The following is a 22,643-nucleotide window of genomic DNA, read 5'->3' as shown; positions in this document are numbered from 1 at the left end:
TGCTCCCTGTTTTATACTCAAAGCGCGCTACTGCCATAGTTTTCAAATGATGCAAAAGCTACCACGAACTTTGATATTCAATAGACTATTGAGAATGCCATATGGACAAAATCAATCCTATTCATCTTGAAACCCAATCGCATGACCATAACAATAACAATAACAATAACCATGACGCTTTAAGCCAAACCGCCTATAAAACGCTCCTGCCAGCAAATAGTTTTGCGAATAAGGCTAAGGGCAAAACAGGTTTTTCTCGCATCATAAAAGCAGCAGGATATTCTATAGATGGGTTTCGAGCAGCTTATAAGTTCGAGGCGGCTTTTAGACAAGTCCTTTGGCTCAATCTTATATTGTTCACTAGCACTTTATTCCTGCCTTTCGCTATCAGTATAAAAATGCTCCTGATAACCACCTCCTTTTTATCCTTAATCGTTGAGCTAATCAATACTGGTATAGAAGCCAGTGTTGACCATACCTCAACGAAGCAACATCCACTGGCCAAAATAGCAAAAGATGTGGGTTCTGCGGCACAATTTTTGGCATTACTGCTTGTATTTATCTTATGGTCAATGGCGCTCTCAAGCCTTTTGCATTGAGTCATTCTTAGATGTGCGTAACCAAATACATTTTATAAGGCGTCTCAATGCATTTTGACCATTACTCAACCGATTGGCTCTGGCTTAAGCTACTATGTTTAACCGTCATTGCGACACTAACATTTGAGCATAGCCAATTAGATATGCAGATCAGCGAGCTTTTTTATGCGAACGGTCAATGGCTTTTAGAAAAAGGCGCGCAGCCTTATGCACTCATATTTTATGATGCTCCCAAGGCTCTGTTGATCTTATTTGCGATTTACTTAATAGCTGTCTTAGTTATTAAATGCAGAATGCCTTTAAATACTGGCTTTTCATTAAACCATTCAAGACTCAGCAGATATATTTTGCCTTTATCCGTTCGTGAGATCAGTTATCTATTAATCGTGATTATCATCGTACCGACTACTATCGCCATGCTCAAAACTTTCACCCACGTGAGTTGCCCAAACCATTTGATACTTTTTGGTGGTGATTTACCTTATCTCAATCTTTGGCAAAATATAGTCGCCAAAACGTCAGCCAAGTGCTTTCCAGCAGCACATGCCAGTGCAGGATTCTCATTATATGGCTTAGTATTTTTACCAACGCTAAGAAGATACCGCTACCAAATATTTGAAATAGTCACTACTTTGGGATGGACCATGGGACTATATAAAATGCTCTTTGGCGATCATTTTTTTAGTCATACCCTTATCTCAATGTTGATGTCATTGAGCATAGCGAGCGCATTGGCTCATGTTTTTTTCAAAAGAATGGTTATTAAGAGGAAATTGATAAGAAACTAATAACGGATAAAAGTCAGCCGTGATAGTGACTGATCCAAATGAGTACACGTCCTAGTTTGACGAACGCTGACTCATTCGACTCACACTAGCAATCAATGTAACCATGATGACTCCCATGATAATGAGAATGCCAGACATCAGGTGCGCCGCCTCATAATTCAACGCTTCAACTTGCTCGTATATCGCAATCGATACTACCTTCGTCTCCCCTGAAATACTGCCCCCTATCATCAGCACCACACCAAACTCACCAATCGTATGGGCAAAGCTAATCAAGCTACCCAGCACAATCCCAACACGCGCTTGCGGCAAAGCCACACTGATAAAACGCCTGAAAGAACTGGGTTCTAAGAGATGGGCAACCTCTATAACGCTTTGGGGAATGCGCAAAAACTGGGCATATACAGGCTGTATATAAAAAGGCAAAGAGTAAATGATGGAACCGATGACGAGACCTTCAAAAGTAAAAATCAATGGACTGATATTATGCGCGCTCAGCCATTGCCCGATGCCCACGCTCGGACTTAACAATAACAACAGATAGAAACCTATGACCGTAGGAGGCAACACGAGTGGCATCGCAATGATGCCTATAAGCAGAACCTTCAGACGTGCCCCAATTTGCGTACGACTGGGTTTGGCCAACCAATAGGCCAAAGGCGTTGCGAAAAATAATAAGCATAAGGTAGTGACACTGGCGAGCTTGATACTTACCAAAAACGGACTCAGCATATCTGACATAAGAGAATGGTCTATCATAATGTCATTGCTCGTTTCATTGGTTGCGGTGAGGGCGTCGTTGACTATTGAACTGGCAAATATCCTGCTTGCAAGAAATGCTGTTGCCCTGCATTTGAGCGTAGATAATGCGTAAAATCTGTCGCAAGGCTACTATCACTGATTACGATGCCGTCTTGTAAAATTGCAGGATAGGACACTGGCGTTAAAGTAATAAACTGCTCAGGCTTGGCTTTAATCGCTATCAGTTGTGATTGGGCAACCAGACCATAATCGACACTGCCAGTATGCACATATTGAAACGCTTGACCGATATTTTCTGCTTGTATCAAACGTTTTTGTTTGTTCAAAATAGGATAAGCATTTTGCGACTCTAAATATGCCTTTGCCGAGGCACCATAAGGCGCAAGTTCAGGATTGGCAATGGCTATTTTACTGTTAGGGCTACTCGTCAATACGTCGTTTAACCTAGTAGAATTAAATGCTTCTAAAGACTTGGTAACACTGTAAAGCGCCAACTGGCCTTGCGTATAAGTAAATGGCTTGTGTGAGAGGTTGTTTTGGGCAGGAGCATTAGCTGGCCTTTCTGCCGCCAGCTTGGATGGGAACGCCTGATTGGCAGACAAAAACACATCATAAGGCGCACCTGCTTTGATTTGCGCGTATAACTTCCCTGATGACGCATAGGTCACTTCAATGTTCTGCTTAGCAATACTTTTATCAGATTCATAGTCATCAATAATACTTGGCAGTACATCAGATAAATTGGCAGCCGCTGCAATACGCAGCGTTTGGGTTTGCTCAGCTGGCTTGGCAGTCGATTCTTTAGTACTACTCTCTGGCATACACGCGCTTAACGTCAATAATAGACAAGTAGATATAGACGCGACTGTTAATTTACCCATTATTGCTGAGCCATTTAGAGGAATCATCCTCATAATACTCCTGCTTCCACACCGGAATATCTGCTTTAATGGTGTCTAATATCCAGCGGCAAGCATCAAATGCGGGATAACGATGGGCAGAAACCACACCAACCCATATGGCCACATCTCCAATTTCTAACGCACCGATACGATGTATGGCAATGGCATGGGTGATCTCAAAACGCTTTTGGGCTTCTTCTATAATGGCGCGACCTTGATTGAGAGCCAAATCTTCATACCCATAGTAAGTCAAACGATCAACGCTCGTGGCATTATTATGATTGCGTACTCTGCCTTCAAAACACACAAATGCGCCGCAACTGTCGTCGTCCAAAGTGTGTTTAAGGCGACTCTCATCAATGGCAATGTCTAATAGCGCAAAGCCATCACGGGCGGCGATTTCATATACCTCATCAATACTACGCTTGATAGTCATGGCATGGCTATGGACGTTATCTGTCATTTTTTTCTCTATTGATCGTTGATTCGCTTAACATATACCGTGATACTGAGATAAATTTTTTGAAGCCTCTGTCTGCAAAGGCACAGCAAGCGAGAAAAATTTGTCTCAGTAGCATAGAACTATCTATTTAATGATTTTATTGACACTGAGTATATTAAAACTAACCACCCGCGACTGGCGTAATAAACACCACACTATCGCCATCAACAATGGGATCTGTCCATTTTACAAAATAATCATTCACCGCCACTCTTAGCTCTGACTGCGGACGGCTAAAACGATGCTTTTGACAGAGCTGTTCATAAAGGTCAGTTAGTGACGTCGATTGCTGAACTATGACTGTCTCTTGTTGGCATTTGGCTTCATCCGCTAAGCTGGCAAAATATAAGACGTTAATATTCATCGTTGATTTGATTGTTGTGTCTGCTTCCGTAATACTCATAAACCTCTCCGCTTTTTGCAGGCTGTCTAGGGCGTGTCCCCAATTCAAGCGATTGTATCTAAATGGGCTAAAAATGGCTAAATTTTGCCAAACATTGTCAAATAGCTGATTAATATCCCGATATTATTTGCGCTATTTTCCTTGTTTGACGGCAATTTATCTCATTTTTATGACCATTTTTAAAATGAGGACACGCCCTAGCTTGATAGTCATCGTGCTTCTAATTATAAACGAAGCGCCTTGTGTCTTTAAGCATGCTGATAATTTGACTTGCCACCCGTTTTTTTGACTAGGTGGATATCGTCAATAACGATGTCATGGGATAAGGCTTTAGTCATATCATAAATGGTCAAGCAAGCGACACTAACAGCGGTTAATGCTTCCATCTCAACGCCCGTCTTATGCGTGACTTTGACAATAGCACTGACGATAATGCTGTTAAGAGCATCGTCATAAGCAAAAGTCAAACTAATCTTATCTAACGGCAGTGGATGGCAAAGTGGAATCAGCTCATGAGTCCGCTTGGCGGCCATGATACCTGCGATGTGTGCTGTTTGGGTGATGCTGCCCTTTTTTGTCATGCCATCAGTGGCTTTGATTTGCTGATAAATCTCGCTAGGAAAGCGGACTTGTCCGACAGCAGTAGCCTCTCGCGTCGTTGCGGTCTTGCCACTGACATCAACCATGGTGATATCGCCATTACTGTCTAAATGCGATAAAGCTGATTGATTGATTTTCTGACTACTTGTTTCTTGACTATCAATACTCATGTAGAATTTCTCTCGATGACTCTTTTTATAAATCGTTTAAAGACGCACAAGCACGTGCAAAATCTGTGGGCGTATTAAAATTGGTCAAGTCTTGCCAGTGTTTTGCAAATGCTACAGACTGCCCAATAGGCGTGATAAATGACATGACTCTACGCTGACCACTATCAATATATGCCCTTAAATCCGGTTCAATACTGACTCGGTAAATACCTAACAATGGATATAAATTACGATTATCTGTTAGGCAAATGACTTGTTTATCCGCCGCTTGCGTTATGGATGACTGGAGCTTTTGCCACAACTCGGTAGCTGGTATCAAGCTGTCACAGCTAATAACCAACAGCCACGATGATTGCTTATTTTCTGATGCGCCTGAGTCGTGCAATTTAACCAGTGCTTGCAAGGCGGCTTCAATCGCAACCAATGCCCCACCAGTATTAATCTGCTCATCGCTATTAGTAGCACCATAGTCAGAAATATAAGAAACAGGCGACTGTGACTTGTTTAAAATGAGATCTGCATCGACGTCAAAGCCACGCTCATTGTCTGCAATCATAATGGGCACATTCAAATTCAATGAATGCCGCACATGATAATCTAGCAAATGCTCGCCTGTCGGCAAAATAAGCGTCGCTTTGGGTATCCCCATTCGTCTAGACGCGCCGCCAGCTAAGATCACCACTCCTGCCAAACTATCTAGAGATATTGAGCATTCAGTCATGGTCATGGCTAGGATTTTGTGCCATAAAATGTGGTACAAAATTACACGGACGAGTACGGCTATCAAACTGCTCTTTTAAGATTTTTGTCCAACCTGTACGGCAAGCACCAGAGGAACCCGGTAAGCAAAATATACCCGTACCATTCGCCATGCCAGCAACTGCTCTTGATTGCACGGTTGACATGCCAATCTCGTCTTTTGAGATTAACCGAAACATCTCACCAAAGCCATCAATGGACTTATCAAACAAGACTTTCACTGCTTCCGGCATGCTATCCCTGATAAAGAATCCTGTACCACCAGTTGTTATTACCGCATGAACGCTGGGATCTGCAATCCAACCACTGATGACTGCTCTTATTTGGTAAATATCATCGGTAATCAACTTACGATCTGCTAGATGATGCCCTGCTTCCGTTAAGCTATCTGCTAAGTATTGTCCCGAAGTATCCTCTGCGAGCGTGCGACTGTCAGACACGGTCAATACAGCGATATTAAGAGGGATAAATGTTGCAGCGGGCTTGCTCATAAAGTTTCCTTGATAGAGTTCTTATTCAGTAAAAATATGCTGGCTATTGTTTTTTATAGCTAAAAATAAAACATCAGACTGGTCAATCCGCCTAACCACCAATGATGGATAAATTGTGCATGATGCCACTATCAGAATCATGCAAATGATGATGTTCAGGCTTGATCGGCATAAAACTGTGTAAAGTATTGACCAATCCTTCAGTATCATTTTGCTGTAAATACTGACGAATATCATAATTGCCTTGATCGAACAAACACAGATGTACTTTGCCCTGACTGCTCACCCGCAGACGATTACACGTATCGCAGAAGTGCGCGGCATACGGGGCAATCATACCGATGCGGCCTAGGTAATTCGGATGACTATACTCTACTGCCGGACCGTCAGAGCTGCCTCGTTCATGTGGCTGCCAGCCATGTTCTAGTAGATAGTCGATGATACTATCAGACTGAGCATGCTGGGCAAAAAACAACTCACTGTTGTCACTGGTCTGCATAAACTCAATAAACCGATAAGTGACGGGTCTGTCTTTCACGTAGTCGATGGCATCTATCAGGTTTTTAAAGGCGGTTTCTGCCATTAAGATGCTGTTGATTTTGAGTTTGATATCTGTGGTTGCTAATAGAGTGTCCATATCCATCAATAACTGCGGCAACGTATCAAAGCCTGTCATTTTGTGAAAGGTCTCAGCATCAAAGCTGTCCATGCTAATGTTAAGTTGATCCAATCCGGCTGCTTGCCAACTGACCAAATGTTTGCCAAGCTTATAGCCGTTGCTGGTCATGGCCACGGTTTCGATGCCTTTGGTTTGTTTGATGGTTTCAATGATTTCGACGACATCACGGCGAATGGAAGGTTCACCGCCAGTGATTCTGACTTTCTTGGTGCCTACTTGAGCAAACCCACGTATCAAGGTGGCAATTTCAGGAACGCTCAGCTCGTCATCAGGGCGCTTGCCTTGGTAGCCATTTGGGAGGCAGTATTCACAGCGAAAGTTACAGAAATCAGTAATGGATAGACGCAGATACGTCAGACGACGGGCAAATCCGTCGGTCAAAGGCTCATAGTGTTGGACGGCTTGCTCTGTAGGCGCGACTACAGACGACGATCTATAACCATCGAATGTATCAAGCATGGATGTAGGCAAATACCGTTGGGCACTGCCTATTTCAAAGTTGTCATCACTCATATCTTATTGCCATTAGTATCACTTGTTATAATTGGTCCACTTTAAAACTGTTACGGTTCTGCTGTTGTGAATTTTATGAAGAATCTGTCACGCTTGCGAACAGCCAGCGAGGAAAATTTATACCAGTAGAACATAATGAACGCATGTACCATTTTCATTCTAGATTGACTATATCAGCATTACTTTATTATTCAGGTTTAACCTACCATTTTAAGGTTGGTTTTCCGTTTTTCTGTAGTCATCTTATAGTAAATTGGCAAACGATAGATTACGCGTATAACCAAGGAAAAGGTTGTACCGTCACCATACTGTTTGCCGAAACATTGCCACTGTCTTTGTCTAAAACGACAAAGCAATTAGCACGGCTAAGCTGCTTGATTCGATGCGACTGCTGGCCCGAGAAACATTCGACTTGATAACTACCTGCTGCGTTTTGTGACAAAAACCCACGCTGGAAATCTTTACGCCCGACTGATTTTTTAATATTATTAATGAGCGCGGCTTTAAGGCTCAGCTGTATGGGCTGCTCCGCCACTGTCGCACCTGACATCTGCCACAGTGCTGGTATCACAAATTGTAATGCGCCAACTACCGTAGACAGCGGATTGCCCGGTAACCCAAAGTACAACACGGGCTTATCGATTCCTTTATTTAACTCACCGAACACGAAAGGCTTGCCGGGTTTCATCGCCACTTTATAATGATTGATCTGTCCTAGCTGCTCAATGACTGTGGTCAAAAAGTCATAGTCACCGACAGATACTCCAGCCGTTGAAATCAGCACATCGCAATCCTGCATAGCTTCATTCACAGCGATCATCGTCTTCTCTAAATTGTCAGGAATGATGCCGTAGTCGCGGATATTGATCGGTAAGTGTGACAGTAGGCTTTTAAGCGTTGGCGTATTGGAGTTGTATATTTGCGCCAAACTTGTCAGCTCATGACCGATGGCGACGAGCTCATCACCCGTCGCTAATATGCCTACGGTCAGTGGCTCAAACACTTTAACTTGGCTAACGCCTAAATTTGCCAGTAAGCTGATATCCGTAGGATTGAGACGTTTTCCTGCTGACAAAATCGCTTCGCCCGCCTCAATTTCTTCACCTTGTTTACGGATATTGTCATCGATTTGAGCGGCTTGTTTTAAGGTGATTGAATAAGGTTGTGATTTATCAAGCGTGTCTCTAATCTCAGAAAAATTGGTGTTTTCTTGCATGATAACGCTATCGCAGCTATCTGGTACCACTGCGCCGGTAAAGATACGTACGCCCTGCCCCGCTACCATCTTCCCTGTGTAAGCACTACCCGCTTGTGACTCTCCAATGATTTCGATCACACTGTCTTTTGCCAGCTCGCTACCTCGATTAATGGCATAACCATCCATCGCCGATACGTTTTGTCTTGGCACATCAAACGGTGAAGCGATATCTTGAGCCAATATTTGGTTACGGCTTGCTAGCAAATCAAAGGTAGCGACCACTCTCTTTTTTAGCGAAAAATCATTATTATTATAGTCATCTATACGTTGCTTTATTGCAAACTGCAATTCTTCCATGGTAATCATAGGACACTCTTTTAATCGTCTTAGTTATTAGTCGTTTTAATTATTCGTATTCAAAAACACCTTACCTAGAGTTTATCACTCATACTATAAATTTTCTTGTACCAATACCCTATCGTAAAGTTTGACACAGTAAGTTTTCTTTTTTATAGTTTTGGTAAATATTAACAAAGCAAGAATATCATAAAGCAAAAAAGCACCTCGACAAGGTGCTTTTTTGTTGTACTTATTAAGAGGATCGTCTCAATAATAGAAGCTAAAAAACTTACATAAAACGGCTCATTACAAGCATAAATGACCGAACAATAATGCCAAAAATCTATTTCACCACGATGCTAATGATGAGGCACTACGCTGAGTGATAAAACCGTCTGGAGTTTGGCCATTATCTGCTTGCCAGCGCTGAAACGCCATGCGTGTATTAGTCCCCACAATACCATCGGCGCCCTTTGTATCATAACCTGAGCTGGTCAAACGCTGCTGCAAATTGCGCACTTGAGCGGTCGACAATGGACGCTCATAACGCGGCCATGATTTCTGTAACCCACCTTGCCCAGCAAGTGCTTTACCCAATAAACTGACACCTAGCGCATAACTTGAAGAATTGTTATAAACCTTGATGGCATCAAAGTTTGGGCTGAGCAGTAGCACTGGACCGTCCTTGCCAGCAGGCAACCACAACTCCATCTGTGTATTGGCATCCAAGTAGACATCGGCTATCGTATCCACACCCAAAGCGGCCCATCTAGCCGCAGGTTGTTTACTGCCCGCCACTGAATAATCGAATGAAGCAGGCACAGTCACTTCATAAAATGGTGCTAAACCACGAACCCAGCCTGAGTTACTCAGGTAGTTGGCAGTAGATGCCAAAGCATCACCCGTTGCCCACGGATTGCGATGACCGTTACCATCGCCATCTACGCCTTGTTTGAGCCACGTATCAGGGATAAACTGCGTCTGCCCCATGCCGCCCGCCCAAGAGCCATCAAGCTGTGACCAAGACACATCTCCACGCTGTAATAATGTGGCGAGCGATAATAGCTGGGTTTCTGCAAACTCTTGACGACGACCGTCATAAGCCAAACTTGCAAGAGAGCTTGGAATACTGCTATTACCCGTCACCACACCGTATGAAGATTCCATACCCCAAATCGCCGCGATTATTTCTGCATTAACGCCATATTGTGATTCTAACTGTGATAAAAAGGCGCGCTGCTCGGCAAACTTGCGCTTACCGGTGCTTACTCGACCGTCTGATACAGCAGAATCAACATACTCCCAAGGCATTTTAGAAAATTCTGGCTGTCCTGAGTCTAAAGAGATAACCTGCTGATTGAGGTAAGCTGAATCGAGAAGACGGCGAATGGTGGCGGCATCGTAACCTGACGAAATCGCTCGCATAGAAAAGTCTGACTTCCAATCAGAAAAACTGTTATAGCTTGGCTTGGCTACTGGCTGCGGCTTGACTACGGGACGCGGCGTTGGTTTCACTTGGATTGTTTGGGTTTGCGTAATCTCAACGTTGCCTTGACGAACAGGTTTGCTCTGCTTTTGCATGGCCTGTTGGCTCGTACACCCGACCATTACTAGGGCAGGAAAAAGGGCAATATAGTGTTTTTTTAACATCATAAAAAGTCTCAGGTGTGAATAAGTGAAATCGCTCAAACAAAGCAGTTTTGATAAAGCAAAAAAAGCAGCCAAGCAAATAAAAAAATTGCCTCAGGTTTAACGACCCAGTACCGCGCGTGGATCAATAGGATTGCCATTTAAGCGCACTTGAAACTCTAAGCCCACTTGGTCTGTTTGGCCACTGCTGCCCATATTTGCGATACGCTGACCTCGTTGTACCGTGTCGCCTTCTTTGACGAGCAGCTGGCTATTGTGAGCATAGGCCGTGATATAATTATCGCTATGGCGAACCATAATGAGGTTGCCATATTCTGGCAAACCATTGCCTGAGTAAAGCACCGTTCCAGATTGACTGGCAAGCACTGGATCACCCACGTTACCAGCAAACCGCATACCCATCGTGCCAGCAGCGGCATCAAAATTGCGAGTCACTTGGTTGCGGCTTGGGTATTCATAACCTGAAGTTGCATTGGCAGTCACTTCGTATGCAGGGCTTGATGAGCCAGTCACAGGAGGCGTATAGGTTGGCTGTGACACTGTTGGTGAAGCGGTATTATAGCGATTATCATTAGCGCTCGTCGCGGAGGTACCTTGCCATAGCTTCAGCCATTGACCGCTATAAATGGTATATTTACTGTCTAAGCCATTGAGCGCACCAATTTGACGGTAATTGATACGATAGCGCTCAGCAATTTGACTGACCGTATCCCCGCGTTGTACGCGATGATAGTTAGGAATACCTTGAGCATTAGTAATAATCTTTGGCCCAGCTTGATTGGGTGACTGATAAGTAGGTTTCGTTGCACAACCCACTATCGTTAACGTTGCTGCTGTCATAGTGCCAATCAATGCCATTTTTACAAATCGCGATCCAGTCATAAGCTTTTTCATACAAGATTTCCTATTCTCTATGTTACTCACAAACTCCTTGTGTTACTCACAAGCATTTTGCTAACAGTTATATCGTTTAGTATTTGGCAAGTACCATCAAAAAAACTGATAGTAAGTACCGGCTCTCATCGTTGTGACCAGTAATGCAACTCACCTCTAAGGCAGCTAACTTATAACGCTAATTCAGCGAGCTTATCCAGCGAGGCAGCTGGCGTATGATGCAATCGTACAGGTGATAGGCTTACGTAACCTGCCGTTATTGCTTGGTAATCCGTCATTTCTGGCACTGATGCAGTCCCTGCGGCGTCCAGCACTGCCTGTTGTGACAAAAGTGGCTCAGGTGAACTGTCTAACGGCATCTCATGCTGACGCTTGCGCAGCGACAACCAATACGCATCTCGCCCACGTGGATCGACCATATGATGCACAGGACGGGCAATCTGACTGTGCCCCAAAGAGGTTATTTTTCGACCTCTGATATCATTGGCACTATCAACATCAGGAATATTAACGTTTAATACGTGATAGGGCAAATTTTTGCAAATATCCAATACTGGTGTTTCTGTGAATAATTTAACAATCTCATCTGCCGCTATTCGATAATGACTGGCTTGTTCCTGCGCTTTACCTTTGACACCGCCACCCACTAAGGAAGTCGCAATAGCCGGTATACCAAAAAGCTGCGCAGTCAATGCCGCCCCAAAAGTGCCAGAAAACAAAACATCTTGACCGAGATTGGCACCTGAGTTGATCCCCGTAATCACACAGTCAAAACGTGTGTGACGATACAACTCATGTAACGCCAAATAAATACAATCAGCTGGTGACCCATTCACCACCACAAAACCAGAGTCCAATTGATGCATGTATAAGGGCGTTGAGATACTCAAAGCGCTAGCGCAGCCACTCTGCTCGTTATTTGGCGCAACCACCGTCACCTCTCCGATCGTAGACAATGCCTGATACAATGCCAATAAACCGGGCGCATACACTCCATCATCATTACTAATTAAAAATTTCATGTTTGCTCAATATACTTATAAATGACCGTCTATCCACTTATACACTTTATTATCATAAAGTTGCTATAATCAGACCCGAAAATGCTAGCTAAAGTGTAACTATATTTTGGGCGATTATACCTCAATAACATGCTGACACGAACCCAGCTCCTTGCTCAGAATTTGCTCGTTATTTTCTTTGACTCAGTATTTTTTAATGTCATTATCACATCTGTAAAGCAAAAATATAGTGCATCACGTTACAATAGGCAACAATATAAACTTATACTTTTATGCTGGCGTAACTTATGAGTCTATGCTACTGATATGTTGCTAAAAAATAGCTTTGGCTCACAAGAAATCTACACATAAATCAATATTTTATGTGACTTTTGTTTTTTTACCCATTAACATATCACCATTAAATAAAGATAAGCGAGTGTAATGCTGAATGAAAAATCAATCGATATTATCTATAATTTCTGTAATAGCAAAAACCGCATCAAAAGTTGGTTTTGCAGGATTGATAACGTCTGTTGCCATGTTGTCGCAAGCCTCTCTTGCAGCGAACGATTCGGCGACAACCATACCCCTAGACATGTCTGGTATTAATATAACCAAACATGAAATTGCGGTGATGCAAGTGCTATCAGAAATATGTCCACCAATGCTGAATGGCAAACAAAAACAACGCTTTTATAAATCTTATACCGTACAGCTTCATGAGTTGATGCCGTCTTTAGAAGACCCGAAAGCCGCGATTCAATACCTGTCAACTCAGCAAGATTACCGCCAAATACTCCAAAGCATTCGTAGCTGGACGATGGGATTCTCGAAACAAGAAAACAAAGCACTATGCCAAGATTTAGCAGATGCTGAATATTGATGCGATGGTATTATCGGTTTTAAGGTGTTGTGCTTACTTTATAAAAGATAGCTTTATCTGATTTATTGAGTTGCTGTAATAAAAAGCTTGTTGGTGTCCTGTCTTAAATCACAGGATAACAGCAAGCTTTTTTATGGCTGGCACATATGTCGTGAGCGAAATACTGAGTATCTGCCGACATGAGTAAGCATCTGATATATTATTGCTCTTTATTTTTAGTCCCGTCCTTTTTTTTGCATTTATCGATTCCCCATCGGTTGGCATTTTGCTAAGATAAGGCGTTAATTTTATGTCTGTCGCTTGGCTGTCATTGCTTGCATTATCATAGTGTTTGCAAACATGATGTTTGAGATCTGCCGTTTATCATAATGGATGAGATTGAGTACGGCGCACAAGCGATAGATACATTTGGTTCCATGATGCGGTGTAACGATATATGACAGTAAAGCGTGTAAAAAAACAGTTTGTACAGCTGGTAGTTGGTGTGAGTATCTCTATGAGTGCAGTGATGGCAAACGCAGCCATACAGCCGCCAGAGATGGACAATACCGCCTATGTATTGATGGACTATAATACTGGTGAAATTTTGGCTCAAAAGAACGCTAATGAGTCACTACCACCAGCATCTCTCACAAAAATGATGACCAGCTACATCATTGAGCAGCGCTTAGCATCAGGTGACCTCAAAGAAGAAGACCAAGTATTAATGAGTCCAAATGCTTGGTGCCGCGGTAGTAGCAGTCAATCTTGTATGTATGTTCCCGTCAATAAAACGGCCAGCGTCATCGATATGCTACGCGGTATCATCATCCAATCAGGTAATGATGCTTCAAAAGCAATGGCTGAACATATTGCTGGTAGTGAGGCTTCGTTTGCCATCTTGATGAATGAGCAAGCAGAAAAGCTGGGCATGGACAACACGAACTTTGTCAATTCAACCGGTATGCCTGATGAAGGCCATGAAGCCTCTGCCTTGGATTTGGCCAAGCTTGCCCGCGCTATCATAAAAAACAGCGGCGATTATTATGAGCTTTATGCAGAAAAAGAGTTCACTTATAACGGTATTACCCAAGGTAACCGTAACGCTCTACTCGCTACCGACCCTACAGTTGATGGTCTAAAAACAGGCCATACTGACGCCGCTGGCTATTGCTTGGTTGCTTCAAGTGACCGTGACGGTATGCGCTTGATTTCTGTCATTATGGGCACAGACAGCCAGCAAGCTCGTGCAGATCAATCACGCGAACTGCTTAACTGGGGCTTTGGGCATTTCACGACCGTTACCAAAGCACCTGCTGGACAATTCGTTAATAAAATCCCAGTATGGTTTGGGGAAGCAGATGAAATAGAACTCGTAACGGGTGATAATTTGCAAATCCTAACCAGCAAAACGCAAAAAAATAAAATTACGACGGTGGTTGATATTCCTGAAAGCTTAGAAGCGCCTATCAAAAAAGGTCAAGAGATTGGCAAAATGATGGCGGTTATCGATGGGAAAGCTGTCGCGTCAGTGCCGATTATAGCGACTAGTGATATCGAGCAGTCAGGCTTTATGAGCCGCACTTGGCAACGTGTGGTACGCTGGGCACAAAACCTATTTTAAAAAGTAAAAAACTCGTTTCGTAACGAGCTGTCTATCAAGTATGTTATTAAAAAAGACGCCTAAAAATTGGGCGTCTTTTTTGTATGTATTACTCTACATTCTCATTTATACCGTGCTTAGAAAATCATGTTATACCAAACCATCGTTAATGAAATAATCACAGATTACACGTTTAATAGCACTTTTCATAAAAGCTATCACGTCCATACCAGCCAACGCTTTAATAAATCACTTAAACCCTTATCTTTATAAGTAGCACTATAACAATAATCAATACCTGCTGCTTTCAAACCATGCTCAAAACTATTGACATATCGTGCTCGATGGGGTGGATACCAATATACCAATAGCGCACGGTGCTCACTTTCAGATCGACGAATACGCTTGGCCAATGACTCTGCTTTGTTTGGAGACACATCCTCTGCAAACATCACCATATCGATTTTTTCTCTATTTATATCTGCTATTACTGGCTGTTCGTGCTGGTGATAACGAACCGTCGCGCCTAAACGCTCCAACTCATTTGCCAAAAATCCTGTCTCATTATAGTAATAATAAATGACGGTCAGTTTGTCCAATAAATGCGGCTGTCGAGACTGATGTTGGTTCGGCATGGCTATAGTCAACGCGAACTGCGTACCGACGCCTAACGTACTCTCCACGTCTATAGTCGCACCCATGAGCTGAGCAATTTGCTTAACCACGGGTAAGCCAACGCCTGACCCTTCATACTGACGGGTTTGAGATGAATCGACTTGAAAGAACGGATTAAAAATATCCTCGATATGATTATCATCAATACCAATACCTGTGTCTTTCACACTAATTTGCCAGCGATTGCTTTTATCAAAATGGGTCAATTGCGATGTAATAGTTATCTGTCCCGCTGGCGTGAATTTGATCGCGTTACTGAGTAGTATCGACAATATTTGTTGTATTTTTTCTGCATCACCTTCAAGATTATAGTCTATGTGATGAACTTGACTGATTAACACTAGATCTTTTTGTTGCGCGATAGGCTCAAACTTTGCCAAAAGATCGGCAATCAATTGTAGTGGGTTAAACTCACTACAATTGATACTCATCTGACCTTTTTGTATTTGATTCAACTGAATAATCTGCTCAAGCGACAACACCAGCTTATCACTACCGTTGCTAATAATTTGGACAGCGTCTTTTTGCTCTCCATCTAAAGAATCAGGGTCTAACAACTGCAAGCCGCCCACAATCGCATTGAGTGAGGTTTTTAGCTCATGGGTTATCATGCTTTGGAAATTATGCAGTTGCACATCAAGCGATATGTCTTTTTTATGCAGTTGTTGTTCAAAAGCTGCAAGCGCCTCATAATCTTTTTTGACTTTCTGTAAACGATTAAATAAAACGATAAAAGCTCGTTTAATCTGCATCAACTCCTGAAAGTTGAAACGCTGTGGGATGACTGGTAGTTGTTCAAGTTCTGGAGTTTTTATAACTGTGTCACATACTTCAGTCAAAGCCTCTATATCTCTAACTGGCCAATTAAGTTTGCGCAAAACATACATTACCCAAAAAATCGTCAGTACCGTAATCAGCAGCCATAATAATAGGTTGCTTTGGATCCAACGTAAACGTAGCGTATTCACATCCAAAGTGATATTAATATACCCCACTAAAGCGCTATTTTGGATTGTGCTATTCGTAGTTGGTGCTTCAATGATACTGCTTGATAGATCAGCGGCAGAGCGCTGACCTGCATTTAACGCGTCCAGTGTGCTATCAGCATCGATATAATTGCTGGTTACGGGATAGTTAAAGCTGACTGTATTGGTGAATAGAGCATTTTTCCAATCCGCCCTTGATTGATTGATATTATCAAGAGGTTGGGGGGTTGAATAAAAAAAAATACTTTGAATGCTTGGTTCATGCTTTAGCAAAAACCTGACTTGTTCGGCCACTACATCTGCACTATCGGCCTTTGATGCACTGATAGCCAATAATGCAGCCAGCTGTTGAGTATGCCGCCGCTTCTCTTTATAGTGATCTAATAAACTATAAACGAGAGACAAGAAAAAACCTGCCAATACTGCCAAAATAATGGCCTGTATGACAGAGCGCCAGATAAGCGTAGAAATGTTTTTAGAGGAATGGTTGTTCATATCACCCAACCGAATCAAGACAACTTTTATCTATATTACAGATATTTTTGAGGTGTGATAAGGGAAACATTTGGATATTTTTGAGGCGCTCTTTTAGGATTATTACGACACCCATCATAAAAGAGCAACACGAGGCTTGCTTTATCAGGCCCTAATACGGCAGCACGATAAAGCAAGTGATGAGTCCGTGCATCTAGCGATTGCGAGATTTTTTATCTTTGTCTTTAGTCGTGAATTTCTGTGTCCGATTGCGCTCACGTTGACGCAGCTGTTGCGCCTTCGCCTTGGTTGGCGTATCGCTTTTGTTGGCGTACGGATTGTCATTCTGTTTAAAGATGACATTGAGCGGCGTGCCTTCAAGCTTGAATACTTGACGGAATTGGTTTTCGAGATAACGCTGATAGCTCTTAGGCAATGCGCTGGTTTGGTTACCATGAATGACGATCACAGGTGGATTGTGACCACCGATATGGGCATAGCGCAACTTAATACGACGACCAGCAACCGTCGGTGGCGGATTGGCAGCGACCGCATCTTGTAAAATCTGAGTCAAGCGGTTGGTTGATACTTCAAACATTGACGATTTATAAGCACGCAAGATAGAGGGATATAAGTTACCGACACCCGTACCGTGAAGGGCTGATATCAAATGTACTTTCACATAAGGAATAAAGTTGAAGCGGCGATCCATCTCAATTTTGATATAGTCTCTTTGATCTTGGGTCAGACCATCCCATTTGTTAATTGCCACCACCAACGCGCGACCTGCATCAAGTGCATAACCAATCATATGTAAATCTTGATCGACAATGCCTTCGTGCGCATCAATCACAATAACGGTCACGTTAGAATCTTCAATCGCTTGTAAAGTTTTGATGACCGAGAACTTTTCTACTTTTTCATCGATTTTGCCACGACGACGAACACCAGCTGTATCGATCAATACGTAGTCTTTGCCTTCACGCTGATATGGGATATAGATACTGTCACGCGTGGTACCTGGCATATCAAAAACCACCACTCGCTCTTCACCTAATAAGCGATTGACCAGTGTCGACTTGCCGACGTTTGGACGACCAATGATGGCAAGCTTGAGACCTCTTGGCTCTACAATATTCTCTTGCTCAGGCATATCAGCTGTCAACACTTCCAGCAAATTGCCCACACCGCGACCATGACTAGCAGCCATCGGATACGGCTCACCCAATCCTAACGCATAAAACTCAGCAGGTGCAGCATCGTGGGCACCATCGACTTTGTTGGCAACGACATAGACGGGTTTGCCAAGGGTGTGCAAAAACTTACCGATTTCGGCATCAGCGCCAATCATACCAGCACGAGCATCAACGACGAATACAATAATATCCGCTTCATGAATGGCGGTATGTGATTGCTCAGACATATAATCATCAATGTTGCCATTGCCATCATCCGCCTCACCAATACCGCCCGTATCGACCACGATGAAGGATTTGTCTTCATAGGTAGCATCGCCGTATTGACGGTCACGAGTCAGTCCCGACAAATCAGCGACCAATGCCTGCCGACTTTTTGTGAACTGATTAAATAAGGTGGATTTACCGACGTTTGGACGACCAATTAAGGCGACCACAGGCTTGATACTCATGGGTTACTCTCAGTGAAAGGCACAATGACGGACAGTACAGTTACTCTGATAAAACCAGTAGCGAACATGTTGCACTTGGCCGTAAAATAAAATGAATGATAAAACGATAGCGACAATAATAATCAGATATATGACGATTAGCAAATAGGTGGATCAAATTATATATAAGCAGTATGGTCAATCCAAAATAAGCAAGACACATTAAATTGGCATGCTTCTTAAAATGAATGGACTAAATATAACTAATGCTGACAGCGCATCGGTCGCATAGAGTACGCGAAAGCTTATATTTAAACAAGCAGTTTACACCATGCACTAAACGCTGACCAAGCAGCGTTTATATTTTACAGTGGATTGATTATAGGTAACTAGGGCGTGTCATCCATTAGGTTATGAGAATTAAAATGAGATAAATTGCGGCTAAACAAGGAAAAATTCGCAGTGAATATGAACATATTGACAAGAATTTTGACACCGTTTAGCGAAAATTTAGCCATTTTAAGGCCATAAAATGCATCAATGTGCTAATTGATGACACGCCCTAAGATTAATTAATAAAAAACTTAGCGAGCTAACTGCCAAATAGCCACTTGTCCTGAGGTGCTTTGGGTCATCAAACGACTGCCTTGTACTTGCAAGCTGCTTAAAGCACCTTTGGTTTGTACACGGCTGACGATTTTGCCGCTGGCAGGATCAAATAAGTGCACTACACCCTCTAAATCACCGATTGCAATGTAATTACCAATCATCACAGGGTTGGTTAAATGACGATAAGCCAACGCTTCATTTTCCCATAACATCTCACCACTGGTGCGGTTATAAGCAACAACTTTACCATCTAAGCTTGTGGCAATAACTTGTTGGTTGTTTACTGCCAGCGCTTTTAGGCTAGCAAGCTCCTTGACAAACATGACTTGACGCGATGCCAAATCAATCCCTAGCAACTGACCACTATAACTGATGGCAAACAACTGGTTTTTATCCACGATAGGCGTGCCATCGACATCGCTCATACGCTCAACTTCGCTACTACCAGAGCCCACCCCAACGCGTCTTGACCATTGCGGCAAACCGCTATCGGTCGTTACCGCGTGCAATCGGCCATCGGCAGTCGCTAATAGAGCGGTTTTACTATCTAATAACGTTGGTGCCGCACTACCGCGCACGCTGATCGCTGGCACTTGAGTGGCAAACTGCCACACAGACTGACCTGTTTGTAGTGATAAGCCATGCAAAAAACCATCATTCGCTGATAAGATTACGCGGTTATTGGTAATAAGAGCAGGTGTCAAAACAGACCCTGACAACTGTTTCTGCCAACGTTTTGCACCAGTAGCGCTATCAAAGGCCATTATCTGACCACTGCGCGTACTGACAATAGCCGTCTGACTCAAGGCATCTAAGGCAACGCCACCCGTGATTTGATCGTCGACATTGATTGACCATAAACGTTCGCCAGCGCTATTAAAACCGATCAAATCACCACCGCGTGATGCCGTAACGATTTGCCCATTGGCATAACCTACCTGCAAATCTAGCGGATCTTTTTTACTGGCTTTTTTATTACCGACATCGGTACTAAAAACAGGCTGCAACACACTAATAGGCTCAGCAATCTGTACCAGTTTTACCGGCTCATTGACAACTGGTTTGATACCGCGATTACACCCAATCACCGCAGTGCTCATTACTGCCAATACGGCTACATGCATAACCGTTTTTTTGATGGTTTTAGCTTTTAATATTTTGCTAAAGCGAATAGATTGAGTCATTATAGGTTCTCACTACAAATAAATTATGAATAATTAGGTAAAACGCTAGCGCTACTATTAGTCGCTGACGCTTATTACTATACAATTACTGGGCAATCTCGGCGGTAGCATTTTCTGCTGCGTCTGTGACTAATGGCTGCTCAGACACGGTTGATTCTTGAATAAGACCTGCTTGCTCATCAATAGGTTCAGGCATGACACCCAAGCTTTCCATTTTTAATGCCAATACTGCGCGTGTTTCTTGACGGCTACGTAACAGCTCCCAAGCATTATTGTACGATTGAATCGCTGAGTCTTTATTGTCTTGTGCCAAATAAATATCTCCTAGCAATTCTTGCTGGCTGGCTTCAAACGAGCTTGGCATATCATTATTCGCTTGTGCTAATGCAGCATCGGCATCACCTGCGGCCAATAGCGTGGTCGCATAGCGTAGTCTAGTAATCGCCTGCAAACCTGCATCACCCAGATCGATTGCCAGCGCCTTTTTCAACGTCTCACTAGCCTCAGCAAACTCATCACTATCAACTTGTTGACGCGCTTTGATCATCAAAGCCTGCCAAGCGTAAACCGAATCTCCATGTTTACTGACTAGGGCATCAATGTCTTCATTCATTTGTGTCCGACTTTGAGCAAGTGCCTCTTGTGCTTCTGCTTCTAAATCTGGGTTCTGCGAGGCCAAACTGACTTCTTCATTCAACCGCTGAATGTCTGCATAATGATCCGCCGCCACGGTATCTACCCGCGCATGGTTATTCTGCCAATATGTCCAACCAAAGTAAGCGGCCAGCGCCAACAAAATCGCAGTGACAATATAGCTGCCATATTGCTTTAACGCTTGCATTGAATTGTCTGCATTCGGCGAATTGGGTGTCAGAGCCATATGTATTTACCTGATAAAATTGTTATTAAATTGCTGCTACTAGAGTCAAAATCGATGACATATTGGCAGATATTACGGTGCACGCGATTAATTGTCTTGATTAGTCACGTGAAAAGCTATCTTGATGCGAGAGCCAATCTTGCGCCACTGTCTGTTGCGCGCCTGTCTGCATGTCTTTAATGCTAATGGTATTATCATCCAGCTCTTGCTGCGCGATAATAACCGTCAATGCCGCACCCGACTTGTCCGCTTTTTTCATTTGTGCTTTTAGGCTGGTGGCACTTGCCATTTTTACCCGTACATCTGGGCGACTATAACGCAAGCTTTGTGCATAACCAATACCAGCACTATAAACCTCTGGATGAGCAACAACGAAAACATCACAAGCTGGCATATCAGCAATCGGTGCTACCGCTTCCATCAGCAATAATAAACGCTCAAGCCCCATGGCAAAACCAACGGCAGGCTCTGACTTAACTGGTTTATTGCCATCTGCACCGATAGATTTTAATTGCCCGACCAAACCATCATAACGACCGCCAGCACAGACGGTTGCTTGGCTGCCAAGCTTGTCAGTTACCCACTCAAAAACGGTTTTATTATAATAATCAAGCCCGCGCACCAAATGGGGGTTGATCTCAAAATCGATGCCAAGCGCGGTCAAATAAGTTTGCACCTGCTCAAAGTGCGCCACACTCTCTGAACCCAAAAAGTCAGCAAGCTTCGGAGCATCTGCCAGTAGCGCTTGAGTACTCGCCTCTTTACTGTCTAAAATACGTAATGGGTTGGTCGTCAAACGGCGTTTACTATCGTCATCGAGCTGGTCTTTTTTATCGGTTAAATAGGCTACCAGTGCTTCGCGATAAGCATGACGCTCGTCAAGCTCACCTAGGCTGTTCAGCTGTAAGTGCATCTCATCTTTTAGACCCAATTCTTGCCACATCAGATGGGTCATCGCAATCAATTCGGCATCTGCATCGGGTAGCGCACTACCGAAACTCTCCACACCCAATTGATGGAATTGGCGATAACGCCCTTTTTGCGGACGCTCGTAGCGGAACATCGGACCGATATACCATAATTTGGGTGTATCGCCGCGTAATAAATTGTGCTCAATCACCGCGCGCACTGCCCCTGCCGTGCCTTCAGGACGTAATGCCAATGGTGTTGGCGGCTCAGACTTATCGGTGAAACTGTACATCTCTTTTTCGACGATGTCTGTCGCGCCGCCGATTGCACGAGCAAATAAATCCGTTTGCTCAACAATTGGCAAACGAATATGCTCATAGCCGTATCTGCTCAGCACATCTGCCAATATCGCCTCTAAGTGCAGCCATTTTGCAGACTGATTAGGCAAAATATCATTGAACCCTTTAATTGCTTTAATCATGGTACGGTCATATCCTTAAAATTTCTAACAAATGTTTCTATTATTATTGTTTTTGCTCATAATCGAACATTATTTTCAGATGGGTATTAAGTCAGCACTG

General features: G+C 43.3%; 21 protein-coding genes. 4 read left to right on the top strand and 17 right to left on the bottom strand.

Annotated elements, in window-relative coordinates; all coding sequences use genetic code 11:
* Nucleotides 1-101 precede the first annotated feature (101 nt).
* On the top strand, nt 102-599 hold the full coding sequence (locus JMY02_RS12245) for a diacylglycerol kinase (RefSeq protein WP_201598721.1): 498 nt from the start codon (nt 102-104) through the stop codon (nt 597-599).
* A gap of 47 nt (nt 600-646) precedes the next feature.
* Nucleotides 647-1,387, top strand: a complete 741-nt coding sequence (locus JMY02_RS12240; RefSeq protein WP_201598720.1) for a PAP2 family lipid A phosphatase — start codon at nt 647-649, stop codon at nt 1,385-1,387.
* A gap of 51 nt (nt 1,388-1,438) precedes the next feature.
* Here the strand turns inward: JMY02_RS12240 and modB are convergent, their stop codons facing one another.
* The 12 genes from modB to surE form a co-directional block, all read right to left on the bottom strand.
* Nucleotides 1,439-2,146, bottom strand: a complete 708-nt coding sequence (gene modB, locus JMY02_RS12235; protein WP_201598712.1) for a molybdate ABC transporter permease subunit — start codon at nt 2,144-2,146, stop codon at nt 1,439-1,441.
* Nucleotides 2,147-2,190: 44 nt separating this feature from the next.
* Nucleotides 2,191-3,063, bottom strand: a complete 873-nt coding sequence (modA, locus tag JMY02_RS12230; protein ID WP_227678512.1) for a molybdate ABC transporter substrate-binding protein — start codon at nt 3,061-3,063, stop codon at nt 2,191-2,193.
* The gene (locus tag JMY02_RS12225; protein ID WP_201598704.1) at nt 3,023-3,514 is read right to left on the bottom strand and encodes a molybdenum cofactor biosynthesis protein MoaE; all 492 of its coding nucleotides are present in this window, start codon (nt 3,512-3,514) and stop codon (nt 3,023-3,025) included. The genes modA and JMY02_RS12225 overlap by 41 nt, the downstream gene beginning before the upstream one ends.
* A 160-nt stretch (nt 3,515-3,674) precedes the next feature.
* Nucleotides 3,675-3,956, bottom strand: coding sequence for a MoaD/ThiS family protein (locus tag JMY02_RS12220; RefSeq protein ID WP_201598702.1), 282 nt, complete (start codon nt 3,954-3,956; stop codon nt 3,675-3,677).
* Between the two features lie 248 nt (nt 3,957-4,204).
* On the bottom strand, nt 4,205-4,726 hold the full coding sequence (gene moaC / locus JMY02_RS12215; RefSeq protein WP_201598700.1) for a cyclic pyranopterin monophosphate synthase MoaC: 522 nt from the start codon (nt 4,724-4,726) through the stop codon (nt 4,205-4,207).
* Nucleotides 4,727-4,751: 25 nt separating this feature from the next.
* Nucleotides 4,752-5,453, bottom strand: coding sequence for a molybdenum cofactor guanylyltransferase (gene mobA, locus JMY02_RS12210; protein ID WP_227678511.1), 702 nt, complete (start codon nt 5,451-5,453; stop codon nt 4,752-4,754).
* A complete protein-coding gene (gene moaB, locus JMY02_RS12205) occupies nt 5,440-5,976 on the bottom strand; it encodes a molybdenum cofactor biosynthesis protein B (RefSeq protein WP_201598699.1) in 537 nt (178 codons plus the stop codon). The genes mobA and moaB overlap by 14 nt, the downstream gene beginning before the upstream one ends.
* A gap of 91 nt (nt 5,977-6,067) precedes the next feature.
* Nucleotides 6,068-7,168 carry a GTP 3',8-cyclase MoaA gene (gene moaA / locus JMY02_RS12200; protein ID WP_201598698.1) on the bottom strand — a complete coding sequence of 367 codons (1,101 nt, stop codon included), beginning with the start codon at nt 7,166-7,168 and terminating at the stop codon, nt 6,068-6,070.
* 268 nt (nt 7,169-7,436) lie between these two features.
* On the bottom strand, nt 7,437-8,732 hold the full coding sequence (locus tag JMY02_RS12195; protein WP_201598697.1) for a molybdopterin molybdotransferase MoeA: 1,296 nt from the start codon (nt 8,730-8,732) through the stop codon (nt 7,437-7,439).
* Between the two features lie 321 nt (nt 8,733-9,053).
* The gene (locus JMY02_RS12190; protein ID WP_201598696.1) at nt 9,054-10,358 is read right to left on the bottom strand and encodes a lytic murein transglycosylase; all 1,305 of its coding nucleotides are present in this window, start codon (nt 10,356-10,358) and stop codon (nt 9,054-9,056) included.
* A gap of 96 nt (nt 10,359-10,454) precedes the next feature.
* A complete protein-coding gene (locus tag JMY02_RS12185) occupies nt 10,455-11,249 on the bottom strand; it encodes a peptidoglycan DD-metalloendopeptidase family protein (protein ID WP_201598695.1) in 795 nt (264 codons plus the stop codon).
* Between the two features lie 170 nt (nt 11,250-11,419).
* The gene (surE, locus tag JMY02_RS12180; protein WP_201598689.1) at nt 11,420-12,271 is read right to left on the bottom strand and encodes a 5'/3'-nucleotidase SurE; all 852 of its coding nucleotides are present in this window, start codon (nt 12,269-12,271) and stop codon (nt 11,420-11,422) included.
* Between the two features lie 430 nt (nt 12,272-12,701).
* On the opposite strand from surE, the gene JMY02_RS12175 reads away from it, so the two are divergent.
* Both JMY02_RS12175 and JMY02_RS12170 read left to right on the top strand, forming a co-directional pair.
* The gene (locus JMY02_RS12175; RefSeq protein ID WP_201598686.1) at nt 12,702-13,136 is read left to right on the top strand and encodes an MCR_0457 family protein; all 435 of its coding nucleotides are present in this window, start codon (nt 12,702-12,704) and stop codon (nt 13,134-13,136) included.
* A gap of 436 nt (nt 13,137-13,572) precedes the next feature.
* The gene (locus JMY02_RS12170; RefSeq protein ID WP_021813566.1) at nt 13,573-14,739 is read left to right on the top strand and encodes a D-alanyl-D-alanine carboxypeptidase family protein; all 1,167 of its coding nucleotides are present in this window, start codon (nt 13,573-13,575) and stop codon (nt 14,737-14,739) included.
* Between the two features lie 197 nt (nt 14,740-14,936).
* On the opposite strand, the gene JMY02_RS12165 is transcribed toward JMY02_RS12170, so the two are convergent.
* The 5 genes from JMY02_RS12165 to hisS form a co-directional block, all read right to left on the bottom strand.
* Nucleotides 14,937-16,874, bottom strand: a complete 1,938-nt coding sequence (locus tag JMY02_RS12165) for a sensor histidine kinase (RefSeq protein ID WP_201598685.1) — start codon at nt 16,872-16,874, stop codon at nt 14,937-14,939.
* A gap of 193 nt (nt 16,875-17,067) precedes the next feature.
* A complete protein-coding gene (der, locus tag JMY02_RS12160; protein ID WP_201598683.1) occupies nt 17,068-18,501 on the bottom strand; it encodes a ribosome biogenesis GTPase Der in 1,434 nt (477 codons plus the stop codon).
* 563 nt (nt 18,502-19,064) lie between these two features.
* Entirely contained in the window at nt 19,065-20,273 is a 1,209-nt protein-coding gene (gene bamB / locus JMY02_RS12155; RefSeq protein WP_201598681.1) for an outer membrane protein assembly factor BamB, read from the bottom strand.
* 85 nt (nt 20,274-20,358) lie between these two features.
* Nucleotides 20,359-21,153, bottom strand: coding sequence for a YfgM family protein (locus JMY02_RS12150; protein WP_201598680.1), 795 nt, complete (start codon nt 21,151-21,153; stop codon nt 20,359-20,361).
* A gap of 100 nt (nt 21,154-21,253) precedes the next feature.
* Nucleotides 21,254-22,543, bottom strand: coding sequence for a histidine--tRNA ligase (hisS, locus tag JMY02_RS12145; protein WP_201598678.1), 1,290 nt, complete (start codon nt 22,541-22,543; stop codon nt 21,254-21,256).
* Between the last annotated feature and the right edge of the window lie 100 nt (nt 22,544-22,643).

It is taken from the genome of Psychrobacter vallis, from assembly GCF_904846715.1.
GTDB classification, from domain to species: Bacteria; Pseudomonadota; Gammaproteobacteria; order Pseudomonadales; family Moraxellaceae; genus Psychrobacter; species Psychrobacter vallis.
This window is presented reverse-complemented; position numbering and strand designations above follow the sequence as displayed.